The organism is Acidobacteriota bacterium, from assembly GCA_030697165.1.
Taxonomy (GTDB): Bacteria; Acidobacteriota; Vicinamibacteria; order Vicinamibacterales; family UBA2999; genus 12-FULL-67-14b.
The window spans coordinates 534,673-558,449 of the sequence record JAUYQQ010000015.1; the positions used below are offsets into that span (position 1 = coordinate 534,673).

Consider the following 23,777-nt stretch of genomic DNA (forward strand, 5'->3'; position numbering starts at 1 on the left):
TTCGCAGACATCTTTTTCTGGCATGGGTGGCGGTCCTCGCATTGGCAGCGGGACCCGCCTCCGCGTCCAGGTTCGGTCAAGACGCTTCCACCACCGCGATGGCTACGGTGGACAAGTCGGCGGGCCAGGCCCGGTCGCCCCGGAACGCCAACTACGACATTGATGTGACGCTGGACCCGGGGGCCCGCACCCTGACCGGCAGCGAGACCATCACCTGGCAGAACACCGGCACCCTGGATGCGTACTCCATCCGCCTTCATCTGTACTGGAACGCGTTCCGCCATACCGATTCCACCTGGCTGAAACAGCGCCGGCTCGTCGGTGACGACCCCCTTGGCGCCGCCGCGGCAGGCGACTTCGGCTACTCCGAAATAGCGACCATCGTGATCCTCAACGACGATGGGAGCACGAGGGAGGACCTGAAACCGGTGCTCCGCTACATCTCGCCGGACGACCAGAACCCCGCCGACCGCTCCCTGGCGTCGGCCGCCCTCACCACGGCCGTCAAGCCCGGCGATACCCTTCGGCTCCGGATCACCTGGACCGGCAAGTTTCCGAAGAACTTCGATCGCACCGGCGTCATCGGCAACTACTTCTTCGTCTCGCAGTGGTTCCCCAAGCTTGGCGTGTTCGAAGCCGGCGGCTGGACCGCCCGCCAGTTCTTCGCCAATGCGGAGTTCTATTCCGACTTTGGCCGCTACGACGTCCGCATGACGGTGCCGTCGGGCTGGACGCTTGGCGCCACGGGCCGCGAACAGTCGCGGACCGACACCGCCAGCGGCACCACCACGCATCGCTACGTGCAGGACGACGTGCACGACTTTGCGTGGACGACAAGTCCAGATTTCATCGAGAGGACGCAGCGGTTCGAGCACGCCGGGCTGCCGCCGGTCGAGATGCGGCTGCTGCTGCAACCAGAGCACGAGGGCCTGGCCGATCGGCACTTCGCCGGCACCGCCGCGGCGCTGCGTTATTACGGCGAGTGGTACGGCGCGTATCCCTACGGACACCTCACGATCGTCGACCCGGCGTTTCAAAGCAACTCGGGCGGCATGGAGTACCCGACCATTTTCACCGGCGGGGCGCGCTGGCTGTCGCCGCGCGGCACCAACGACCCCGAGTACGTCGTCCTGCACGAAGCCGGGCACCAGTGGTGGTACGGGATGGTCGCCAACAACGAGACCGAGCGCGCCTGGCTGGACGAGGGGCTCAACGAGTACTCGGACTCGCGGGTGCAGGCCGTGGCGCTGCAACCGAACTACCTGGTCCAGCGGTTCTTTGGCGACTTCATCCCCTGGCAGTTCCGCGACATCCCGCTGAAGCGCGCGACCGACACCAACTGGATGAACACCTACCGCCGCGCCGGCGACCGCGACGCGCTGTCGACGCCGACCTACGCGTTGTGGCCGGGCGCGCACCAGGCGCAGTCGTACCACAAGGCCGCGCTCATGCTGCACACGCTCGAGCGACGGCACACATGGGAAGTGATGCAAAAGGTGCTGGCCACGTTCTTCGCGCGCTGGCAGTTCAAGCATCCGCAACCCGACGACTTCTTCGCGACCGTTGATGAGGTCACGGGCCAGCCGCACGCCTGGTTCTTCGACCAGGTCTATCGCAGCTCGAACAGGTTCGACTACGCCATCGAGCGGCTCGACAGCGCGCCCGTGGCGGCGCGGGGCCTGAACGATGCGCTCGCCTTCGAAGCGCAGGCCCCGGCCGGGACGTATCGGACGACGGTGGTGGTGCGCCGGCTCGAAGCGGGCATCTTCCCCGTCGACGTGCTGGTCACCTTCAGCAACGGCGAGCAGGCGCGCGAGACCTGGGACGGCCGCGCCCGCTGGCATGCCTTCACGTTCGAGCGCCCGGTCCAGGCCGTGTCGGCGCAGGTCGACCCCGAGCGCGTGCTGCTGCTCGACACGAATTTCACCAACAACAGCAAGGCGATGACCCCGGCGACCGAGACGGCAGCGACGAAGTGGTCGCTGCGCTGGATGGTGTGGCTCCAGGATCTGATGATGACCTACGCGTTCTTCGTATGACCCGCCTTCGCCAAGGCTCCGGCGAGGCAGGGTCCGTGCATTCGTTCGTCGATGGCTTGATGCGCGTCAAGCGGGCGCCGTGGCTGGTGCTCGGCGTGTGGCTATCGACGCTGCTGCTCGCGCTGCCGCTGTCGCTGGCCTTGCACGGCCTGATCGGCCAGCACCTGGGCGATAGCCTGGCCGCGCAAGCCGCTGCCGATGGCATGAACTTCGACTGGTGGAACGAGTTCCTGGCGCACTCGTCCGGTGTGGGCCAGACGTTCGTTCCGGCGATCCTCAGCTTTGCCGCGGTGCTCGCGAACCTGGCCGGCCTTGCTGACGGCAGCGGGCCGCCCGCGCCCGTGGTGTGGGTGGTCGCGGCCCAGTTGCTGGTGTCGACCTTCCTGATTGGCGGCGTACTGGACCGCCTGGCGCGCGATCACGCCATCGGCGCGGGCGCCTTCTTCGCGGCCTGCGGCGTCTATGTCTTCCGCTTCGTCAGGCTGAGCGTGGTCACGGTCGCGGTCTACGCGTTCCTGTTCATCACCGTCCACCGCTGGCTCTTCGACGGTGTCTACCCGCGCCTGATCGACGAGCTGACGGTCGAGCGAACGGCATTTTTTTATCGGCTGGCCCTCTATACGGTGTTCGGCGCGCTGGTCCTGCTCGCCAACCTGGTGTTCGACTATGCGAAGGTGCGGGCGGTGGTTGAGGACCGGCGCAGCATGATCGGGGCGCTCTCGGCGGGCCTCCGGTTCGTGCGCCGCAACCTCGGTGCCACGATCGGCCTGTACGCGCTCAACTCGCTGGCGTTCCTGGCGGTGTTGTTCCTCTACTACCTGGCCGCGCCTGGCGCGGCGGCCAACGCCCTGGCGTTCGCCATCGGGCAACTGTTCATCGTGCTGCGCGTGGTCATCCGCCTGCAATTCGCGGCCTCGCAAACGGCCTTGTTCCAGGGCCGCCTGGCGCACGCCGGCTACACGGCGCGCCGGCTCGCGAAGTGGCCGGACTCGCCGGCGGCGGAAGCAATCGGTCCGGCGTAAGGCAATGGTCCGGCTAACTGCCTCCGCCCAAGGCTACGGCGGGTCAAGAAGCCGGACGCCACATTCAGGCCGGACACCACATGCAGATGGCGGACGCCACATTCAGAGGGCATCGACGCCGGCGGCCGAGGCCGCGGCGTGGCGCAGCTTCTCGCGGGCGTCGATGGCGGTCGCGCGCAGCAGCGGTTCGCTGTCTTTCGCCCACTCGTCCAGCGTGGCGGCAAACCGTGTCAGCCGCATTTCTCCCATGGCATAGGCCGCGCAGGACCGCAGCCACGGGTCCTGGCTGAGCGCCATCACCTCGATGGCCTCCTCCCGATCGCCGAGGGCGGCCCCCAGCATGCGGTTGGCCGACTCGATGCGGACCGCGACCGGCACCTCGCGGTCGAACAGCGGAATCAACACGGCCCGCACTTCGGGCGGCAGCACCGAATCCAGGAACTCGACGGCGTTGTCGTGGACGATCGGATCGTTCGACTGCAGGCCCACATGGGCGCTGTGCATGTCGTATTGCGGGTAGAGGATCTTGAGCAGGCGGAAGATCCGCTCGGCCTCCTTCTCGATCGACTCCCGCAACCCGTGCGCGATCGGGTTGGCATCGTCTTCGAGCGAGGCGCCCAGGGTGCCGAGCACCTGGTACGACCGGTAGTGCCCCATGATCTCGGCCGCGAGCACCGATTCGATCAGCTTGCGATCAGTGGACCGCTCCGGGTGCTGCTGGCCCAGCTTGTTGAGGGCCGCGATGACGTGGTAACGCAGGATCACGTCCCGGTCGAGCACGCTTTCGATCAACACGGCCTGGGCGGCTTGCGACCCGATCGCCTGCAAGACCTTGGGAATCTCGCGGCGGACGTCGGTGTTCAACTCCTCGTCGGTCAGGTAGTCGCGCAGCGTGCCGACAATGCGGTCGCCAAATTCGGCCAGGGCGTCGATGGCGGCCTGGGCCAGCGAGGGGTCGGCGAGACGCTCGATCAGGGTCGCGGTCAGGGTCCGCTTCTTCAGCTTGCCGGCCGCGGCAATCGCCGCCCGCGCCACCGCGACGTCCTCATCGTCCAGCAACGTGCGCAGCTCACGTTCGAACAGGTCGGGCAACGTGCCGATCAGACGGGCCGCCTCGAGGCGGGTGCGCAGCGCCTGGTCGCCCTGTTCTTCGGCCATCCGGGCGAGCATCAGCCGCGACGCCTCAACATTCTGGGTCGCGCCGGGGCGGGCCAGGAACGCGACCACGGCCGCGCGAATCGAGAAATCCTCGAAGTCGCCAAGCGACTCGATCCGCTCCAGCGGGTCGGTCTGGTCGAAGGTCGTCAGGTACATCAGCGCCTCGGTGCGCACCTCCAGGCTGGGGTCGCGCAGGAGCTCTTCGACCTCCGCCTTGACGCTGGTGTCGCCGGCGCGCGCGAGCAGCGCAATCGCCTGGCGCCGAATCTCGGGCTGCTCATGGCGCAGCAGGCCGCGAACCGCGGGGTGCACCTTGCGGTCGTGCGCCATCTCGAACAGGCTGAGCGCGTAGGCGATCTCCCGGGTCGTGCCCTTGAGGCGCGACGAGATCAGCGCGGTGGCGTCGCGCTCCATCACCGGCATCGAGGCCCGCTCGTAATCAACCCGGTGCTGGTGGATGCTCTCGCGCAGGTTCTCGACATACTGCCGGCGCGCGATCCACGCCGCCACCAGCCAGGCGCCCAGCAGCACGACGCCGACGCGCGACATGTCGACCGCCGACCACTGCAGCGCCGCGGCAAACAGCAGGATGATTAGGCCGCCGCCGGCATCGCCCAGCCGGTAGACGACGGTATCGATGAACGACTTGACGCGAAAGGTGTGGGCGGCCGGCACCGGCAGGTACAGCAACTCGGTGGTCGCCTTGTCGATCGAGTAGCGCAACACCTGGTCGCTCGCCTTGAGGGCCGCGGCTGCCACGAGCGTGCCCAGCAGGAAGACGCCGAGTGACCCCATGAGCATGGCGGTCGGCACGATAAAGAGGGCCGCGCCGACGCCGGCCGTGCGCAGCACGCGGCCGGTCAACAGCAACTGGAGCAGCAGCGACATGACCCCGGCGATCATGTTGAAGGTGCCGAAGAACATGGCCAGCTCGTCGGTGCCGGGAATCGCTGCCTTGGCAATCGCCTTGAACTGCCACCCGGCAACGGTGGTGGCGAGCGCCGAGATCAGGATCAGCGCGGCGATCGCGCGCAGGTAGGGCGACTCGCGGACCAGCGCCAGGCTGCCCCACAGCGTGCGGGAATCGGTCTCGGTGCCCGCGGCGGGCATATCGTTGCCGACGTAGTCGGGACGATCGCGCCAGATCAAAATCACCAGGCCGGCGCAGCCAAACAGCGACAGCGCAATGAAGGCCAGCATGTTCTCGGTGCCGAAGCGGGAGACGCCTTCGCGGGTCGCGAGCCCGCCGACGATCCAGCCCAGGATGGCGCCGCTGCCGATGAACCCGAACGAGCGCTTGGCCTCGCGGGTCGTCATGACGTAATTGGCCAGCGTCCAAACCTGGGACGGCGCCAGCACCGAGAACACGCCGACCCAGATGTAGATGGCGATGAACAGCGCGCCCGACTCGGTCTCAGACGAGGCCGCCCAGGTCCAGAACAGGATGGCGTTGGCGGCAAAGAACAGGATGCTGCCGACCAACAGGTTCCGGAGGTTGGTGCGGTGGCCGATCCACAGGTAGACGCTCGCGGCGACGCCGACCAGGACGGCAATGGCGATGTCGACATAGGGCAGGTCGATGGCGCGATAGCGGTCCAGGAACAGCGCATCGCGCGCCGCCTTGCTGGCGACGCTGCTGGCCATGGTCAGGAACAGGTAGGCGAAGAGCGGGAAGGCCCGCCGAAGCTCGCGGCTGGTGAGGCCGAGCACGCGTTCAACAAGACTTAGCATCAGGCCCTGCGGGAGTTTACCTTAGGATAAGATTCAGGCCATCCCGCGCCATCCCATGCTCTCTCGCATCCTCGGCCCCATCGTCCAGTTGCGCAACGGCGAGTCGACCACCGCGTTGCTGATGTTCCTGTACTCGTTCCTGGCGATGACGAGTTACAACATCGTCAAGCCGATCACGCGGTCGGAGTTCATCTCGAGCCTGGGCGCCGACAACCTGCCGTGGGTGCAGTTCGGCGCCGGCGTGCTGATCGGCTTCTTGATGCAGGGCTACACGGTGCTGATGAAGCCGGTGCCGCAGCGCTGGACCATTCCCGTGACGCAGGCCGGCATGGCCGGCCTGTTGTTGCTGTTCTGGTTCCTGTTCACCACCATCGGCGCCGACTGGGTGGCGGTCGCGTTCTACGTGCTGGCGCTGATCCTGGGGATCCTGCTGATCAGCCAGTTCTGGACGCTGGCCAACGACGTCTACGATGCGCGGCAGGCCAAGCGCATCTTCGGCTTCATCGGCGGCGGCGCCAGCCTGGGCGGCGCGACCGGCGCGGCGCTGACCGCGTTCCTGGTCGAGTCGATCGGCGCCCGGCAGATGCTGCTGCTGAGCGCCGCGATTATGGGGCTGTGCTTCGTGATCGTGACCTTCATCATGAAGCGCGAGCAGGCGGCCGGCACGAGCGACGCTACCAAGACCGGCGAAGAAGAAGGGGTCAGCAGCGGTGAGGCGATCCAGCTGCTGGGATCGTCACGCCACCTGCAGGTGATCGCGCTGGTGATTGCCTTTGCCGCGGTCGGCGCGGCGATCATCGAGCAGCAGCTGAACATGGCGACCGCCGAGGCCAAGGGCGCCACCAACTCCGATGCCATCGCCGCGTTCCTGGCGCAGGTGACGGTCTACCTGTCGTTGATCGGCTTCGTGATCCAGGTCGGGCTGACCAGCCGCATCCACCGCGTGATGGGCATCGGGTTCGCGCTCCTGGTGCTGCCGATGAGCCTGGGCACCACCGCCGTGATCATGCTGTTCAACGGGGCATTGTGGGCGCCGGGCCTGGCGCGGGTGCTCGACACGTCGCTGCGCTACACCGTGGACAAGACCTCGCGCGAGGTCCTGTTCCTGCCGCTCCCAGCCGAGCTCAAATACCGCGCCAAGCCGTTTATCGACGTCACGATGGACCGGCTGGCAAAGGGTATGGGCGCCCTGCTGATCCTGGTGCTGATCAAGGACTGGGGCTTGGGCTGGACCTGGCAGCAACTGAGCTACGCCAGCCTGACGATGGTGGGGCTGTGGGTGGCCACGGCGATGCTGGCGCGCCGCGAGTACCTGCGGACCTTCCGCCGCAGCATCGAACAGCAGGACGTGGCGCCCGCGGAGTTGCGCTCGACGAACCTGGACCCACAGTCGATCGAAACCCTGGTCAGCGAGCTGTCGCACCCCGAGCCGCGCCGCGTGCTCTACGCCATTGACCTGCTCGACGCGATGGACAAGCGGCACCTGGTGACGCCGCTGCTGATGGCCCATGAGTCGGCGGAGATTCGCGCCCGCACCCTCGGCGTGGCCGAAGCGGCGGGCCGGGCGGCCGCCGATCGCTGGCTGCCGCGAGTGGAACGGGCCCTGAAGGATCCCGACGCGGCGGTGCGGATTGCGGCAGTCGGCGCACTGGCGTCGCTGCGTGGCCAGGCGGCGGCGGATGTCATGCGGCCCTTTCTCAAGGACCGCGACCAGGGCCTGGCGATTGTCGCCGCATCGGCGCTGGCGTCGAGCGCGCAGGCTGCCGACGTGGCGGCTGCGGAAGATCAGCTCCGGCGGTTCTCCAGCGACACGCGCGAGCAGGCCACGCCGGCCCGGTTGCTGGCGGCGCGGGCCCTGGGTGACGTCGCCAACCCGGCGTTCCGTCCGTTGCTGGTGCCGCTGATGTACGACTCGAACGTCGAGGTCGCGCTGGCCGCGATCGAGAGCGCCGGCAAGCTGGGCGCGCAGGACTTCCTGTTCGTGCCACCGCTGGTGTCGTTGCTGCGGAACCGGCGGCTGAAGTCGGCGGCCCGGCACGTGCTGGTCGGCTACGGCGAACCGGTGGTGGCGCCACTCGCCTATTTCATGCTCGACCGCGAAGAGGACATTTGGGTCAGGCGCCACGTGCCCTCGACGCTGGGCCAGCTCGCGTTCCCGTCATCGGTCGCCGCGTTGCTCACCGCGCTGGAGGATTCCGACGGCTTCCTGAAGTTCAAGGCGGTGTCGGCCCTCGAGCGCATTCGCCGGACCAGCCCTGAGCTCACGCTCGATGCGGCCATCATCACGCGGCACCTGCACGCCGAGGCCGGCCTTGCCTACAGCGCCCTCACGCTGCATCACAACCTGTTCGTGGCCGGGGGCCTCGAGACCGAGTCGCTGCTGGCCCGCTCGCTCACGGAGAAGCACAACCGCCGGCTGGGCCGCACGTTCCAGCTGCTGGGCCTGCTCAACTCGCCGTCGGATATTGCTGCAGTGCGGCACTCGCTCGACGACAGCGACCCAAAGGTCCGCTCGCGCGGCATCGAGTACCTCGACAACCTGCTGGCCGGCGAGGTGCGCAAGCGCGTGATGATCCTGGTCGAGGACATGCCGGCGGACGAACGCATCCGCAAGGGCAACGTCATCTACCGCACCCGCGTCCGCGACGTGGAAGACACCATGGCGCAGTTACTGCACGACGAAGACGAGTCGATTGCGGCGGCGGCCGTGCTGCTGGTCGAGTCGCGCGGCATGTGGTCGCTCGCCGACGACCTGGAACACGTGCTCGCTCACCGCGATGCCAAGGACCAGCACATGTTCGAGGCGGCGTCGTGGGCGCTGGCGGCGCACCGCATGCCGGCCGACCGGCGCCGGGAACTGTGGCAGGAACCTCTGCCCTCGGTCGAACTCGCCGATCGCCTGCGGCGGTTGCCGCTGTTCGAGTACACGCAGGTCAACGACTTGTTCCGGCTGGCGCGCCTGGGCCGCCAGGCGCGGTTCGAGGCGGGACGGACCTTGTACCAGCGCGGCGAACAGCCGCGAACAGTCCAGTTCCTGCTCGACGGAATGGCGCGCGCCGCCGGCAGCCACGGCGTGACCGAGATTGCCGCACCCGCGCCACTGGCGGTGGAACAGGTCCTCGAAGGCTCGCCCATGCCGATGACGGTGACCGCGACCGAGCGCCTCATCAGCCTGGTGCTGACCAACGACGAGTTCCTGGCGTTGTTGTCGGAGAACGTCGAACTGGCCGAGGGTCTCTTCCGGCTGATGATTCACACCAACCACCTGGACGTCGGCCATACCTTGATTCAGGGCGCGGTCGCGCCCGAGCTGAAGGAACGGATCGCGACAGAGCTGCAGCCGGTGGATCGGCTGCTGCTGCTGCAGTCGAGCCCGCTGCTGGCGCACGCGACGGCGGCGCAGCTCTGGCGGCTGTCGGCGATCGCGCGGCCCGTGACGCTCTCCAGCGGCACCGAAGCCCTGACCCGCGGCGGCGAGGCCGCCATCCTCATCGTCCTCGGCGGCTCGCTGCGGGTGGACACGGCCGACGGCCGGTCGGCGACCGCCGTGGCCGGCGACGTGATCGGCATGTACGAAACCCTCGGCGGGACACGGTTCGACGCGAGCGTGACGGTGCTGTCGACGGGGACCGCCCTCAAGCTCGAGCGCGATTCACTGTTCGAGCTACTGGCGGATCACACCGACCTGCTGCAGGGTCTGTTCTCGATCCTGCTCAGGCGCGGGAAATAGGCAGCGTCACCTCGAACACCGTTTCGACATTCGGGACGCTGCGGACGGCCACTCGGCCGCCGTGGCGCTCGACGATCGCCTTCACAATCGACAGGCCCAATCCCGATCCCGACTGGGAGCGCGAGCGGTCAGCCTTGTAGAAGCGGTCGAAGACGTGGGGCAGGTGCTCCGCGGGTATGCCGAGGCCGTTGTCACACACGGTCAGCAGCACCCGGCCGTCGTCGCGCCGCGCGCCAAGGCGAACAACCCCACCGGGCGGGGTGTGCTTGAGGGCGTTGGCGGCCAGGTTCTGCAGCGCCTGCTCGATGCGCATGGGATCGCCGACCAGCCGCAAGTCCTCGTCGTGGAGCTCGACGACTACGGCCACGTGCTTATCCTCGGCGGTCTGGGCGTGACGCTCGGTGACGCGGTCGAACAACTCGCCAACATCCACTGATTCCTGCGCCAGCAAGATGCCGCCGGCCTCGAATCGCGCGAGGTCCAGCAGGTCGCCGACCAGGCGCTCGATGCGCTCGCCTTCCTCCTGGATGACCTTCACGGCGCGGGTGCCCTCCTTGCTCGGCGGCGCGAACTGCGGCAGAGCCAGGGTCTCGGCGTAGCCGCGAATCGCCGTCAGCGGCGTCATCAACTCGTGCGACACATCAGCCAGCAACTGCCGGCGTGCGCGGTCGGCCTCGGTCAGCTGCGCCTGCCGCGCGGCCAGGTCACCGGCCATGCGGTTGAACGCCTCGGCCACCGCCGACACCTCATCGCCGCCAATCGCGGGCGCGCGGGCCGACAGGTCGCCCTCGCCAAACCGGCGCGCCGCGTCCTCGAGCGCGCGCAGGCGTGCCTGCGCCGGGCGGAAGATCACCAGGGCCGCCAGCGCCGTGCCGGCGATCAGCAACAGGAACGCACCAATCGCCAGCGGCGTGCCAATTTCATCGGCCACCCGGCGCAAGCCGGTCAGCGGCGGTACCCAGACGACGGCCACGACATCACCGTTGTGTTCGATCGGCGCCATCACGGGGCCGCGGCGCGGTCCGCCAAACGGCGTGCGGGGAAGCGCCCCCGGCGGCGGGCCGTCGAAGCCCGGCGGCGGCCGGCGTTCGCGCCCTGGCGAACCGCCGCGGCCGCCCCCTGGCGGACCGGAACGCCGCTTGAACGGCCCAGGCATGCGCATGCCGGACGGCACGTCGACGTTCGGCGGCGCGACCACGCGGCCGTCGGCGAAGATGATCGCGGCCGGACGATGAAGTTCGCTGATGCGGCGTTTCGCGTAGGCCTCGAGGTCGAGGGCGGGATCCTGGGTGAGCGCCGACTCGAAGTCCGACGCGACCAACTCGGCGAAGTCGCGGCCCATGCGCTCGGGCATGCCGCCTTCGGTTTCGCCCGCGACCCAGATGAAGAGCCCGACCTGCAGGCCCAGGGTGATGGCCAGGAACAGGATCAGGCCGAGGCCGATGCGCCAATAGAGGCTGCGGCCGAACGCACGCCCTGGCCTGAGCGAGGCTGTCGCCGCCGGAGGCGGCGGCAGCCGAGTCGAATGGCTAGACATCGGCACACTTGTAGCCACTGCCCCAGACGGTGAGGATGATGGCCGGGTTGGCAGGATCTTCCTCCACGCGCCGGCGCAGCCGCTTGACCAGCGAATCGACGCTGCGTTCGGTGACGTAGGTGTGATCGGGCCACACGCGCGTCAGCAGCGCTTCGCGGCTGAACACGATGCCCGGATGCGTCGCGAGCACGGACAGGAGGCGGAACTCCTGCGCCGTGAGGTCGACGTCCTTGCCGCGAACACGCAGGCCCCGCCGCGCGGGGTCGATATGCAGCCCGTGGATCTCGACCGGGCGTTCACCGGCCGACGCGGCTTCGGCCTGCAGCTGCGACCGTCGTGGCCGCCGCAACAGCGCCCGCACCCGGGCGAACAATTCACGAATGCCGAACGGCTTGGCGAGATAGTCGTCGGCGCCGCTTTCAAGGCCCAGCACCTTGTCGCTCTCCTCGCGCCGCGCGGTGAGCATCATGATCGGCACGTCCTGGTTCGGCCCCTCCCGCCGGATCGATCGGCAGATCGACACGCCGTCCATGCCCGGCAGCATCAGGTCGAGCACGATCAGGTCGTACGACTGCGACGCGGCTCGCGCCAGCCCTTCCAGGCCGTCACCCACGGCATCGGTCTCCAGGCCCTCCAGGCCGAGATGCAAGACGATGAGATCGCGGATGTGCGTGTCGTCTTCGACGACCAGGACGCGGGACATTACTGGAAGTGTTCCACAAAGTTGCGGCCTTGGGGCTTGAGGCTTGGGGCTTGCGGGCCGTGCCACAGTTTTCTCACATCCCCGCCACGGCTCTGCCACGACAATCCCGTCTCATAGGTTAGGTGGAGCGTATGAACGGAGATAACGGTGTCGAGCATCCTGGCTCACCGAGGGCACTGGGGCCGTTCCGTAGGAACGGCCCGTTGTAGGTATCGAACTGCGCGCCACTAGGAGAGAGGCACCTTATGACCCAGACACTGAAGTTTTCCCTCGCCGCGGGGTTCGTCGCGGTCGTTCTCGCGGCAGGATCGGCACTCGTCACGGCGCAGGACGGCCAGATGCCGCGGCGCGGTCCCGGCCAAGGCCCCGGCGTGGGCGGACCGCCCCCCGACGGCATGCGCGGACCTGGCGGGCCACGGGGTCCCATGGGTATGGGCAACGGACCCGGTTTCCGCGAGTTGGACCTGACCGACGACCAGAAGGCGCAGGTCAAGGCGATTGGCGAATCGCACCGGGCCGAGTTCAAGGCCGCGGGCGAGAAAATGCGGGCCGCGCGTCAAGGCATGCGCGCGCTGATCGAGGCCGACGCGCTGGATGAGGCCGCGGTGCGCGCCAAGAGCATCGAGGTGGCAGCCGCCGAAGCCGACCTGGCCCTCCTCAATGCCAAGGTCCGGACCCAGACGCTGCAGATCCTGACCGCTGAGCAGCTCGCGAAGCACAAGGAGCGTGAGGCCCAACGCCAGTCGCTGCCCAGAAAGCAGCGGCAGCAAGGACGTCGCTAAGTCAGGTGGGGACTGACCCGAGTGGGTAATGCCAAGGGGTCAGTCCCCGTCGGCTAGCGGCCGACGAGAATCATCACGCCGGCGAGCAGCGCCAGCACCGCCATCACCGGACTCGGCATCACAAAGGCCACAAGGCCTCCGACGCCGACCAAAATCAGATACACGGCGAGAAGCAGGAAACCGAGGTTCTTCTGGACTGCCATTCTTGTCCTCCTAGCGTGCATTGAATGCGAGGTAGGCGACGATCAGGACGATGATGAACAAGGCGACGCGGGCGACGCCCATCATTTTCGTGCCGGCCACGTGACGCGTGCCACCGGGCTTGAGGCCGGTGACGGCCGCGATCGCGACCACGATGACAGCGATTCCGAGCCAGCCAAGCCAGGTCATGCGACCAGCATAGATTGTCGGCCAACAGCGTCAGGGTTCAAAACAGCACACCTGCTTGTATGATCAGAGTTTCCCCCCCGAACTCATGTACAAGATTGTCTTTCTCTCGTTCCTCGTGTGTGCGCTCGGCACGCCGGCCTCGGCTGGGCAGAGCGAACCTGTCCCCCACCTCGCCGCCGAACGTTTGCAGGACGAGGAGCGCATCACGCTCGACGGCCGGCTCGACGAACCGGCCTGGGCGCGCGCGGTGCCAGCCACGGACTTCCGGCAGCAGGAACCGGTCGAAGGCGCGGCGCCGAGCCAGCCCACAGAAGTACGGGTGGTGTTCAGCGCCAACAGCCTCTACATCGGTGCCGAGCTGTTCGACAGCGACCCCTCCGGCATCAAGGGTTTCCAGCGCCGCCGCGACGCCGGCCTCGGTTCGGACGATCGCTTCATGTGGATCCTCGACACCTTTCGCGACGGCCGCACCGGTTACTTCTTCGAGATCAACCCGGCCGGGCTGCTCGGCGACGGCCTGCTGCGCATCGGCAGCGGCGGCAGCATCAACAAGTCGTGGGACGGCATCTGGGACGTGCGCGTCCGCCGTCACGATCGGGGCTGGACCGCGGAGATCCGCATCCCGTTCCGCACGCTCAACTTCGATCCGCGTAGCGACCGCTGGGGCATCAACTTTCAACGCACCATCCGGCGCCTGAACGAAGAGCTGGTGTGGAGCGGCCATCGCCGCAACCAGGGCCTGTTCCTGCCGCTCAACGCCGGCGTGCTGACCGGGCTCAGTGACATCTCCCAAGGGGTGGGCCTCGAGGTCAAGCCCTACCTGGCCGGCAGCCACACCATCGCGGACGGTGCGGCCGACAGCGGCGCCGACCTCGGCCTTGACCTCGGCTACAGCGTGACGCCGAGCCTGCGCCTCGCTATGACGGTCAATACCGACTTCGCCGAAACCGAGGTGGACGATCGGCAAGTGAACCTCACCCGCTTCCCGCTGTTCTTTCCGGAGCGGCGGCAGTTTTTCCTCGAAGGCTCGAGCATCTACAACTTCGCCGGCAGCAGCGGCGTGAACCCGTTCTTCAGCCGGCGCATCGGCCTGGTCAGTGGTGAGCCGGTCCCGGTGCAGTTCGGGGCACGGCTCGGCGGCCAGGCCGGGGCGTGGGACCTGGGCCTGCTGCAGGTGCGGACCGGCGCGCAGGGTGTCGTCCCCACGGAGGATTTTTCGGTGGCGCGGCTGCGGCGGAACTTTCTCGCGCAGTCGTCGATTGGCGCCGTCTACACGCGCCGCGCCAGCGGGCTGACCGGCGACCTCGAACTGCCCGATCGCCACACCTACGGCATGGATCTCGACCTGTCCACCGCCGCGTTCCTGGGCAACAAGAACCTGCAGTTCGAGGCGTTCTTCGCAGGCCACACCGAGTCGAGGCTCGCTGAGGCGACCACCCTCGGCGATCGATCGGCGCGCGGCATCCGGCTGAATTACCCCAACAATAAATGGCAGGCCCACGTCTCGCTGCGCGAGTTCGGCGATGCCTGGAATCCGGCGGTCGGCTTCGCGCCGCGACGCGGGTTCCGTCGCCTGCAGCCGAGCGTGTCGTGGAACCCGCGGCCGATCGGGCTGGCCCACGTGCGCGAGTTGCAGTTCCAGATCTTTTTCGAGAACCTGACCAACCTCGACGGCGTGCTCGAAACGCGGCGCCTGTCGGCGCAGCCGTTTGGCATGCGCCTGAACCAGGGCGACAACTTGGGAGTGGAGGTGGCCAACCAGTTCGAGAACCTGGACGCGCCGTTCGAGATCGCCGAGGGCGTGGTGCTGGCCCCGGGTGAGTACTCGTTCAACGACATCAAGGCCGACGTCAACACGGCCAGTCAGCGCGTCGTGTCGGTGAACGCCGAGGTGCAACTCGGCCAGTTCTGGTCGGGTACACGCCGCCGCGCCAGGCTCGGCGCCACGCTTCGGCCGAGCGGTGCCCTGAACTTGGCGGCCGTCCTCGAGCGCCAGGACGTGACGCTGCCCGAAGGCGCCTTCGCCACCACGCTGATGCGGGTGAACGCCGCCTGGACGCCAACGCCGTTCGTGGCGCTCACCAACTCGCTGCAATATGACAATGTGAGCCGCGTCGCCGGGCTGAACTCGCGGCTACGCTGGATCCTGCGACCGGGCAGCGACTTCTACTTCGTCTACGGCCACAACTGGCGCCACGACGACGGCCGCTACTTCACCTTGTCGCGCGGGGCGACGACCAAGGTGAACTACACGCACCGATTCTAGGCCACAGATTTACACAGATTTAGACACAGATCGCCGCCCTACCGAACCTTGGAAGACGTGGTCGCTACCGGGAACGCAGGAGGCGAAGCCCGTTCAGCGTCACCGCGACGGTCGCTCCGGTATCGGCGAGTACCGCCAGCCACAGCGGCGCAGCGCCGAACACCGCGGAGATCAGGAACGCGGCCTTGGTCGCCAGCGCGAGCGTGACGTTCTGCCGGATGACGTTGACGGCCCGTTTGGCGTGACTCACCAGGAACTCGAGATCCTCTGGATGATCACAAGTCAGCACCACGTCCACCTGGTCGAGCGGGACGGTCGCCGTGGTGCGGCACTGCACTACTACTCTTGCCGCCGCTAACGCGGCGGCGGTGGGCGCCGATGCGTTGGCCGCACGCTCGAGCGGCGATCCGCCCTTGAACAGCACACCGCGCTTTGCTGCCGAAGTCAGCGCGGCCACGATCGTTACCGGCGTGGAGATCACCAGGGCGCACGGGCAGGCCAGCACCAGGAAGATCAGCGCGCGATAGAACCACGTCTGCCACTGCCCATCGACGAGCGGAGGCCCGAGCGCCACGGCGAGGGCGGCAAAAGTGACCGCCGGCGTGTAGACCGCGGCGAACTTCTCGATCCACCGTTCCACATTCGCGGATTCATGGCCACGGTCCTCGCCCCACCCGGGTTCGTGTCCCACCAGGGCCGCTACCGCATGCCGGGCCCGATCGATACTCCACGCCTCCATCAAGTGAGCGACGGCAAACAGGAACGCGACGGCGGCCGCTTCCGCCCACTGGCCAATCGCGGCCGCGCCAATCGCCGACAGGCACACCAGCACGTGCATGTCGAGATGCAGGTGGCGCAACGAGGTGACGGCGCGCGGGATCATCGGCGCGAGGCCGGCCACGGCCGACATGGCGTACGCGACGACCGCGCCGCCGTAGTGCGCGTGCCCGTCTTCACCATGGCCGAACAGGGCTTCGGCCCAGGTGTCGGCGTTCACGCCGTCGATGATCCAGCCGGCGCCAAACGCCACCAGGCTCGCCGCCGCCCACCACTTGGCGTAGTCGTGATGATGGTGATGGTGCTCGGGATGATCGTCGCCGACGACATCGCCGGCATCGTGGGTGTGCGCGGTCAGGCCGGTGCCGGCCACGGCCGCGAGGATCGCGGACGCGGGCAGGATCGACGGATCGTAGGTGACGTCAACCCGCCGGCCGACCAGGTCGAAGTTGAGCGCGGCCACACCAGGACGATGGAGCGCGCGACGAATCAGCGCCGCTTCGTCAGCGCAGTCCATCCCGGCCACATGCAACCGGAGGACGGTGGGTTGAGACACTACAGGGCCTGGACGGCAGCCAACACTTCTTCAGCGTGACCGTCGACCTTCACGCCGTCCCAGCGCTTCACGACCTTGCCATCGGGCCCGATCAGATAAGTGGTGCGCGCCACGCCCATGTACTTGCGGCCGTACATCGATTTCTCCTGCCACACGCCGTATTTCTCCATCACGGAGTGATCTTCGTCGGCCAGCAGCGGGAACGTGAGGTCGTATTTCTTCGCAAACTTCGCCTTGCTCTTCGAGTCGAGCATGCTCATGCCGAGCACGGCCGCCTTGCCCTTCTTGAACCTCGGCAGGTTGTCCTGGAATGCGCACGATTCCTTGGTGCAGCCAGGGGTGTCGTCCTTCGGATAGAAGTAGATCACCACCGGCTGGCCGGCATAGTCAGCGAGGGAATGGGTCTTGCCCGCCTGGTCGGGTAAGGAGAACGCGGGGGCTTTCTTGCCGGGTTCGATCATGGAGGCTCCGTCGCATGGTCCGGCTTCCACCTCCGCCAAGGCTACGGCGGACAAGAAAGCCGGACGCTACATTGTGCGCCCGAACTATTGCGCGGTGGTGGTGGCCGCGCGGGAGAACGGCACGGCTGCATGCGAGCGGCGGGGCTCGGCGCCGCCTTCGACCGTCTTGTTCGCGACGTCCACCGTAATGGCCGCGGCATAGCCGTAGCGCACTTCACCCTTGCGGCCGATCCGCTGGAACTTGTGGCCGCGGTCGGTCAGGTTGCCCAACAGGCCGCGCGGGAAGCGATCCTCGATCTCGATGCGCCCGCCGTTCTCGAGCGGATCCGCCGGGTCGCGGCCGGGCAGGAACCGTGGCGCCTCGATCGCCGCCTGCGCGCCCAGCTTGCCGTCGATCACGCCGGTGATGATGTTGTACACCGACACCGGGATCCACGCGTTGCCGGCACAGCCCACCGCCAGCCGCGGCACTTCCTCGCCGTTAGGCTTCTGTTCGAACACCAGCGTCGGCACGCTGGCCGTGCTCGACCTGGTCAACGGCAAGAGGCTGCCGTAGGCGCCGGCGGTCAGCCGGTTCGAACGCAGGTGGTTGTTGTAGAGAAAGCCGAGGCCCTTCGACACGTAAAAAGTGCCGCCCCAGGTGCTGAGCGTCTGCGTGACGGCAATCATGTTGCCCTCCGCGTCGGCCACGGCAAACGAGGTCGTCCCGGTGCTGATGCGCGGCGCCGGAGCCGCCGGCGTCGCCGGCGCCTCCTCGGGGGCCTGCCGCTCGTAGCGCGATGCCTTCTTCGCATCGATCCTGGCGAACAGCTTCTTGGCGTGCTCGGCGGTCAGGTGCTCCTCGAAGTCCACCGGCCAGCGTTCGGGATCGGCCACGCGCCGTAGCGGATCGCGCACCTTCCACGACTCCACGAGGTAGTGAAGGTAGTCCGGATCGGTCGAGGCGCGCGCGCCCGCAACCGGCTGGTAGTTCTCCAGCACGTGCAGCGATTCGAACAGCTGGATGCCGGTCGAGACCGGGGGACCGCCGGCATACAGCGTGTGGCCGCGGTAGCGGCCCATCACCGGGGCTCGCTCGATGGCGCGATACTGCGCCATGTCGGCATACGTCAGGATGCCGCCGTTCTCTTCCATGTCGGCGGCGATCTTCTTCGCGATCTCACCACGATAGAACGCGTCGGCGCCGCCCTTCTGGATGGCGCGCAGCGTATTGGCGTAGTCCTTGTTGAAGAACCGCTCGCCGGGTTTGGGGACCTTGCCGCCAGGCAGGTAGATCTTCGCGGCTTCGGGCCACTTCTCGAGAAAGCGGCGGCCTTCGGCAATGCTCGAGGGCAGGCCCTCGTCCAGGATGAACCCCTCATCGGCCAGCGCAATCGCCGGCGCAACCAGGTCCTCCCACTTCACCTTGCCGCTGCCGTAGTGACGATAGGCGTAATCGAGTCCGGCCACCACGCCGGGAATATTGGCGGCGGCGGGACCGTCGGCGACGATGCGGCCGTCCTGCATCAGCAACGGGTTGTCGGCCGTCGCGCGAATCGGCGTCATGTCCTTGTATTCGATCACCGTCGGCTTCTTCATGCCCTTGAGGTAGAGCACCGCCGAGCCGTCACCGCCGACCCCCGACGCCTCGGGCTCGACCACACCGAGCGCGAACGACACGGCGATCATCGCGTCCACGACGTTGCCGCCCTTTTCGAAAGCCAGCCGACCGGCCTCGGAGGCGAGCGGGTGACCCGACACGACGACGGCCCCGTTCGAGGTCACGACCGGCTTGATCAGCGGCTGCGCCGCCACCATCTCGTCGATCACGGCCTCCAGCTCGCTCTCGGCCTTCGCCGAGGCGGCGCGTGGGCGGAGTTGATCGCGCAGGCCGGTCCACTTCTCGGCTGCAGGCGGTGCGGAGTAATAGAGGGCGCTCAGGGTGTTCCACACCCGATCGAACACGGCGGTGAAGGCGGCCGGCGACGGCTCGAGGTCGGCGGCCACGGCGCCACCCTCTTCGTGGACCGGCAGCGGCGCGGCCACGCGCCACAACTGGAACGCGGCGTTCAGGGCGAACAGCGGCGGCGCCTCGACGTCGCTGCGAAGCGGATTGCCGTTGTAAACCGGCTGCGGGTCGGGCAGGCCCGAGACGAGCAGCGTCTTGCCGTCCGGCGACCACGCTGGCGCGCCGCCCTTGCGCGACACCAACTGCGGCGGCGCCGCCGGCTTGGGACGCGGCTCCGGCTCTTCGGTGCCTTCGGGACGCGCGGGTTCGATCGCGGTCACCCACACCGAACCAATGCCCTCGCGCACGGCGTAGAAAGCGATGCGGGTGTTGTCGGGCGCCCACGATGGATAGGCCTCGTGACCACGGACTCGACCAACCCGGGTGGCGCGCAACGCCCGCCCATCCGCGCCGACACTGGGCACTGACGCCACCACCGGCGTGGCGGGACGCGAGCCGAGCGGCGTGGGCCTGGCCACCGCCGCCGCCGGCAGCGGCATCCACCACAGGTCGAGATCGTCTTCGGAGTCGCGCTCCGACACGAACACCACCTTGGTGCCGTCGGGTGAGACGCGGGGATAGGTTTCCGAATCGGCCGTCTCGGTGAGCGGCTGCGGCGCCTGCCAGGCCTCGGAACCCTCGACCGGGCGCACGACGAACAGGTCCCACTGCAGGCTGGGGTCGGCGCCGCGCCCGGCGGGACGCGCATCGCGGTGGGCGAACACCAGGCGGCCATCGGCGGTCCACGACGGCCAGCGCTCGTCGCCGGGCTGGGTCGTGGCGGCCACGGGCGCGCCGGCGGCGGCGCCGTTCTTCAGCGCCACCACGTAGATGTCGAAGCCGTCACCACGATCGGCCGCGTACGCCAGGCGACTGCCATCGGGCGCAAACGCCGGTTCGCGCTCAATCGCGCCGGCCTCGCCGGTCGTGACGGCCTTCCCCTGCCGCCCCTCGGGCGTCATCGTCCAAATGCGGTCGAGGTACGAGACGGCGATCCGGCGTCCGTCGGGCGCCCATGCCGGCTCCTGGACACCCACCGGCACCTGCGCCTGGATGGGCGATCGCGACAGCCCGCACGACAGTGCGACCGCCACCAGGCCGATGCCGATTCTCGAGTTCGTCATGGTTTTTCCACGGCGCCAGAGCCGGCGCCGGAGAGTGCGGCCGCGAGGCGCTCTTCGGTCATGCCGTAGTGCTCCCAGACCTGGAGGTGCGCCTCCGACGGCGCGATCTGGGGATCGACGATCCCGAAATAATCGAACTTGACGCCGGCCGCAGCGAGTCGGCCGGTCACGAACGCAGCGAAGCCGCGCAGGCCAGCCGACGCAGTGCCAATCAGCCCGTCCTCGATCGTGACGACATGCTGGTATTTTTCGGCCAGGCCGTCGAAGAACGCCTCGGGCACGGGGAATCCGTTGACGACGAACACGTCGGTGGGAACACCGGCGGCAGTGGCGCGGTCAGCGGCCGCAACGGCGACATAGGCCGGCGCGCCGAGCGCCAGGACCACGGCCTTCGCGCCAGGCGCGGTGCGCAGTGCCGTCACCGGCTCCCACGCATCCTCCGCGGACCAGATCGGCTCGGTGGTACCTTGCTTCGTCAACACCGGCAAGACGTCGCGGGGGATGGCGATGATGTGGCCGCCCATGCCGGCGGCCGCGTCCCGCACCGCAATGAACGCGGCGCGCGCGTCGGCCGGCGCATAGAACCGGCGCAGGTACGGCAGGTAGCCAAGGGCCAGGTTGACCCAGTCCAGGCTCCAGCCCGAGAAGTGATCGCGGCCGGTGCAGGCGCCGACGTGCGACAGGTGCATCAGCACGTTCAAGCCTTCGTTGGGGCCATCGAGATTGCGCTGGTAGCGCCAGAACTCGAACCCTTCCCTCGCAATGCCTTCCATGAACGCCGCGAAGGTCGCGAAGACGTTCAGCTGCGGCTGCGTGCTGGAGAACGCGAGTCCGTTGGTCAGCAGCGTGGCGGCCTGCTCCTGGATGCTCAACTCGAACGTGTGGCCCGGCGCCAACAGGTCCGCAGCCTTACCCAGCTTGGTCGAGGGATTAAGGTCGCACGACACCAGGAAGCAGCTGGTCGGGTACTTCTTCGCGACCGCGGCATAGGCGGCTTCGCTGCCGGCGCGGGGCGAGACCCACTTGTCAGGAGTGGGCAGCTTGATACCGGCGAGATCCGCCGGGTCGAGAATGAGGTTGGCGGTACCGTGCGGCGGCCGCGCCGACGACACGACCTGGCGCGCCGGCCTGGCCCGCAAGTCCGTCAACGCCTGCTGCTCTTCGGTCGAGAGCGCCAGCATCGGGTTGCCGAGCACGCTTGCTTCATCGCGGCCCTTCATGCCGCCGTCGTGATGGGCTTCGCCACCCGCCAGGCCGTTGACGTAGAACACGCACTGCGTCATCGCTTCCGCGTCGCGGTAGCTCATGAGGGAGCCGGGGATCCAGATCGGCGTGCTGGTGGCGACCTGGTGGTCGGCGGCGAACTTCGCGACCCGGTCGGCGATCCCGTACCTCTCGCCGAAGTGCTGAACCGTGCTGGCCTCGCCAGGGCCGAAGCCGATGGGATAGATGAGCGACGGGTGGCCGTCCTGCGCCAGTCGATAGGCCTCGCAATACGCCTCGAACAGCCGGGGCCGATCGTGCAGCGACGGCAATTCGAGGACCGTGATGCCCAAACTCGACACGATCGGACGCGGATCCTTGTCCATGATCCGTTTGGTGGTGCCCGACAACTGGATGCCGTTCTTGTGCATCACGAACGTGATTGGCGCGCCGTGCAGGCTGGCCGCGGTGAACCCGTTGAGCGCCTGGCCCGAGATCCAGCCGGCATCCCCCGTGTGGCAGACCACCAACGCGTCCTTGCCGTGATGGGCCTTGAGGCCGAGGGCCAATCCGGTGCCGACCGGCATCGACACGCCCAACCGGCCCGAACCAATCGGCGTGCCGCCAGGCACCCAGGACACGTGGCCGGCCATGTCGAGGCTGCGGCGGAACGAGTCGATCACCCGTTCCCGCGGCAGAAACCCCAGTGCCGCCAGGGCTGCGTAGTAGCCGATGCTGGTGTGCCCATGCTCGATGGCGTAGTGCTTGGCGCCGTAGTCGACCACGGACAAGGTCATGAGCAGGGGGCCGATCAACTCGAGGCCACCGCCCAGGTGGTCGATATCGTTGACCCGGCCGAGCGACACCAGCGATTCGATGGCAATGGTGGCCGCGGTCTTCTCGAGCGCGGCGAGCGTCGTGTCGGCGCCGGCGCCAACGCCGGCGCGCGTCAGATCCAGCGCGAAGGGCAATACCTCCGAGCGCACCTCGCGCCCAAGTGTCGGCGTGTTGCGCAATAGGGCCGCGTTACGCTCGTTCTGTTCGCGGGTCAGCTGGGCCAGGGGATTACGGTGATGAGAAGAGGTCATTGGGAGCAGAAAGTTTACCAGTAAACTGGGGTGATGGCCCTCCTGCGCTACCTCTACGTCCTGGCCCTGTGCCTGTGGCTGGGCGGAATGGTGGTCGCCGGCGGCGTCGCCGCCCCGTCCATATTCGGCGTGCTCCAGGCGTGGGACCCGGTTGAAGGCCGGGTCCTGGCCGGCCGGGTCTTCGGCGAGGTGCTCCAGCGGGTGTATTGGCTCGGCTATGCTTGCGCCGCGGTCATGTTCGTGGCCCTCACGCTGCACCGGCTGCTGGGGGCGCGGCCCATCAAGTACGGCGTGCGGGCGTCGATTCTCTGGTTGATGCTCGCGTTCACGCTCGCCGCCGACTACCAGGTCACCCCGCAGATTGCGACGATCCAGGCCCGGGTGAGCGGTCCGGTCTCGATGTTGCCGGCCGGCGATCCCATCCGCGAGGAGTTCGACCGCCTGCACGGCCTCGCCAACCTCTTCCTGGGCCTGACGGTCGCCGGCGGGCTCGCCCTGGCTTTCTGGGAAGCACGCGAATAGAAAGAGTTGAAAGTTGACGAGTTTAAAGTTGGTAGTTGAAGTTAGCAGTTGCAGTTGCAGTTGCAGTTGCAGTTGGGCTGACAATTCTCATGAGATAATCATCGATATTCCATTTTCCAGCTACTGGCCTCTCCTGCGCCACTCCGGCGCTACGACCTCCCTCTTCCTGCGCCACGGCCTCTCCCCCAACGTCCCCATGGAGCGGCCAGGCCGCCGCCTTCTCGCTGTTCGACCTGCAGGCCGGGCAGGAGTTCACTTGTGGAGTTTGGTGCTGACCTCAACTTCTTCTTCAGTCTGGTGGCGCCATTCCTGCCTGCTCAGCATCTCAACCGACCCAGAGCTACTCATCGGATTTGGCTTCCCCTGACCATCCTGAGCCAGGCTGCACCCTCGCCCTGGTCCTCTTCCTCCTGGTTCTCCCGCCTCGACTCCCCTGCAGGTCGCGAGGGTTTCATTCGCCTACGGCTGCCTAAACTCTGCCGTCTCGCGGACGGACAGGGAGTGACTCGATGGTGCTGGCCAAGCAAGGAGCTCCAAGGCCAAAGAGATCTTCACCTTCTACGCCTTCCACTTCTCCGTTCCAGGTGTTGGTCGCCGACCCCGACCTCGCCCGTCAATCGCGCTGGCCCTCAACGCCTCCATGGATTTTGTGCCCCCTCGCTGGCGCTGGAGGTGGCGAGCGAGGCGTACCAGGGCGCGGG

The 23,777-nt window shown here is 67.7% G+C and carries 15 protein-coding genes; 6 read left to right on the plus strand and 9 right to left on the minus strand.

The genetic code is table 11. The annotated features are described in order from the left end of the window. Nucleotides 1-98: 98 nt before the first annotated feature. Both Q8T13_15980 and Q8T13_15985 read left to right on the plus strand, forming a co-directional pair. Nucleotides 99-2,039: a M1 family metallopeptidase gene (locus tag Q8T13_15980; GenBank protein MDP3719261.1), complete on the plus strand. Its 1,941-nt coding sequence runs from the start codon at nt 99-101 to the stop codon at nt 2,037-2,039. Then, a complete protein-coding gene (locus Q8T13_15985; GenBank protein MDP3719262.1) occupies nt 2,036-3,061 on the plus strand; it encodes a hypothetical protein in 1,026 nt (341 codons plus the stop codon). Before Q8T13_15980 ends, Q8T13_15985 begins: the two co-directional genes overlap by 4 nt. 102 nt (nt 3,062-3,163) lie before the next feature. Here the strand turns inward: Q8T13_15985 and Q8T13_15990 are convergent, their stop codons facing one another. Next, nucleotides 3,164-5,950 carry an Npt1/Npt2 family nucleotide transporter gene (locus tag Q8T13_15990; protein ID MDP3719263.1) on the minus strand — a complete coding sequence of 929 codons (2,787 nt, stop codon included), beginning with the start codon at nt 5,948-5,950 and terminating at the stop codon, nt 3,164-3,166. 55 nt (nt 5,951-6,005) lie between these two features. Between Q8T13_15990 and Q8T13_15995 the strand changes: the two genes are divergently transcribed. Then, the gene (locus Q8T13_15995; protein MDP3719264.1) at nt 6,006-9,680 is read left to right on the plus strand and encodes an Npt1/Npt2 family nucleotide transporter; all 3,675 of its coding nucleotides are present in this window, start codon (nt 6,006-6,008) and stop codon (nt 9,678-9,680) included. On the opposite strand, the gene Q8T13_16000 is transcribed toward Q8T13_15995, so the two are convergent. Next, on the minus strand, nt 9,664-11,217 hold the full coding sequence (locus Q8T13_16000; GenBank protein ID MDP3719265.1) for a HAMP domain-containing sensor histidine kinase: 1,554 nt from the start codon (nt 11,215-11,217) through the stop codon (nt 9,664-9,666). The two genes, Q8T13_15995 and Q8T13_16000, sit on opposite strands and share 17 nt — an antisense overlap. After that, on the minus strand, nt 11,210-11,920 hold the full coding sequence (locus tag Q8T13_16005) for a response regulator transcription factor (protein MDP3719266.1): 711 nt from the start codon (nt 11,918-11,920) through the stop codon (nt 11,210-11,212). Before Q8T13_16005 ends, Q8T13_16000 begins: the two co-directional genes overlap by 8 nt. A 245-nt stretch (nt 11,921-12,165) precedes the next feature. Between Q8T13_16005 and Q8T13_16010 the strand changes: the two genes are divergently transcribed. After that, nucleotides 12,166-12,702 (plus strand): Spy/CpxP family protein refolding chaperone, encoded by a 537-nt coding sequence (locus tag Q8T13_16010; GenBank protein ID MDP3719267.1) that lies wholly within the window; start codon nt 12,166-12,168, stop codon nt 12,700-12,702. Between the two features lie 53 nt (nt 12,703-12,755). On the opposite strand, the gene Q8T13_16015 is transcribed toward Q8T13_16010, so the two are convergent. After that, on the minus strand, nt 12,756-12,905 hold the full coding sequence (locus tag Q8T13_16015) for a hypothetical protein (GenBank protein MDP3719268.1): 150 nt from the start codon (nt 12,903-12,905) through the stop codon (nt 12,756-12,758). Nucleotides 12,906-12,915: 10 nt separating this feature from the next. Then, the gene (locus tag Q8T13_16020; protein MDP3719269.1) at nt 12,916-13,092 is read right to left on the minus strand and encodes a hypothetical protein; all 177 of its coding nucleotides are present in this window, start codon (nt 13,090-13,092) and stop codon (nt 12,916-12,918) included. Between the two features lie 85 nt (nt 13,093-13,177). Between Q8T13_16020 and Q8T13_16025 the strand changes: the two genes are divergently transcribed. Then, nucleotides 13,178-15,358 (plus strand): DUF5916 domain-containing protein, encoded by a 2,181-nt coding sequence (locus tag Q8T13_16025; protein ID MDP3719270.1) that lies wholly within the window; start codon nt 13,178-13,180, stop codon nt 15,356-15,358. A 64-nt stretch (nt 15,359-15,422) separates the two neighbouring features. On the opposite strand, the gene Q8T13_16030 is transcribed toward Q8T13_16025, so the two are convergent. From Q8T13_16030 to Q8T13_16045, 4 genes are all read right to left on the minus strand, one after another. Then, complete coding sequence (locus Q8T13_16030; protein ID MDP3719271.1) at nt 15,423-16,661, minus strand: cation transporter; 1,239 nt, start codon at nt 16,659-16,661, stop codon at nt 15,423-15,425. Nucleotides 16,662-16,690: 29 nt separating this feature from the next. Then, on the minus strand, nt 16,691-17,152 hold the full coding sequence (gene bcp, locus Q8T13_16035) for a thioredoxin-dependent thiol peroxidase (protein ID MDP3719272.1): 462 nt from the start codon (nt 17,150-17,152) through the stop codon (nt 16,691-16,693). A gap of 84 nt (nt 17,153-17,236) precedes the next feature. Beyond that, complete coding sequence (locus Q8T13_16040) at nt 17,237-20,263, minus strand: gamma-glutamyltransferase (protein ID MDP3719273.1); 3,027 nt, start codon at nt 20,261-20,263, stop codon at nt 17,237-17,239. Next, a complete protein-coding gene (locus tag Q8T13_16045) occupies nt 20,260-22,554 on the minus strand; it encodes a thiamine pyrophosphate-dependent enzyme (GenBank protein ID MDP3719274.1) in 2,295 nt (764 codons plus the stop codon). Before Q8T13_16045 ends, Q8T13_16040 begins: the two co-directional genes overlap by 4 nt. Nucleotides 22,555-22,587: 33 nt before the next feature. Between Q8T13_16045 and Q8T13_16050 the strand changes: the two genes are divergently transcribed. Then, a complete protein-coding gene (locus Q8T13_16050; GenBank protein ID MDP3719275.1) occupies nt 22,588-23,076 on the plus strand; it encodes a DUF4149 domain-containing protein in 489 nt (162 codons plus the stop codon). The last annotated feature ends 701 nt before the right edge of the window (nt 23,077-23,777 follow it).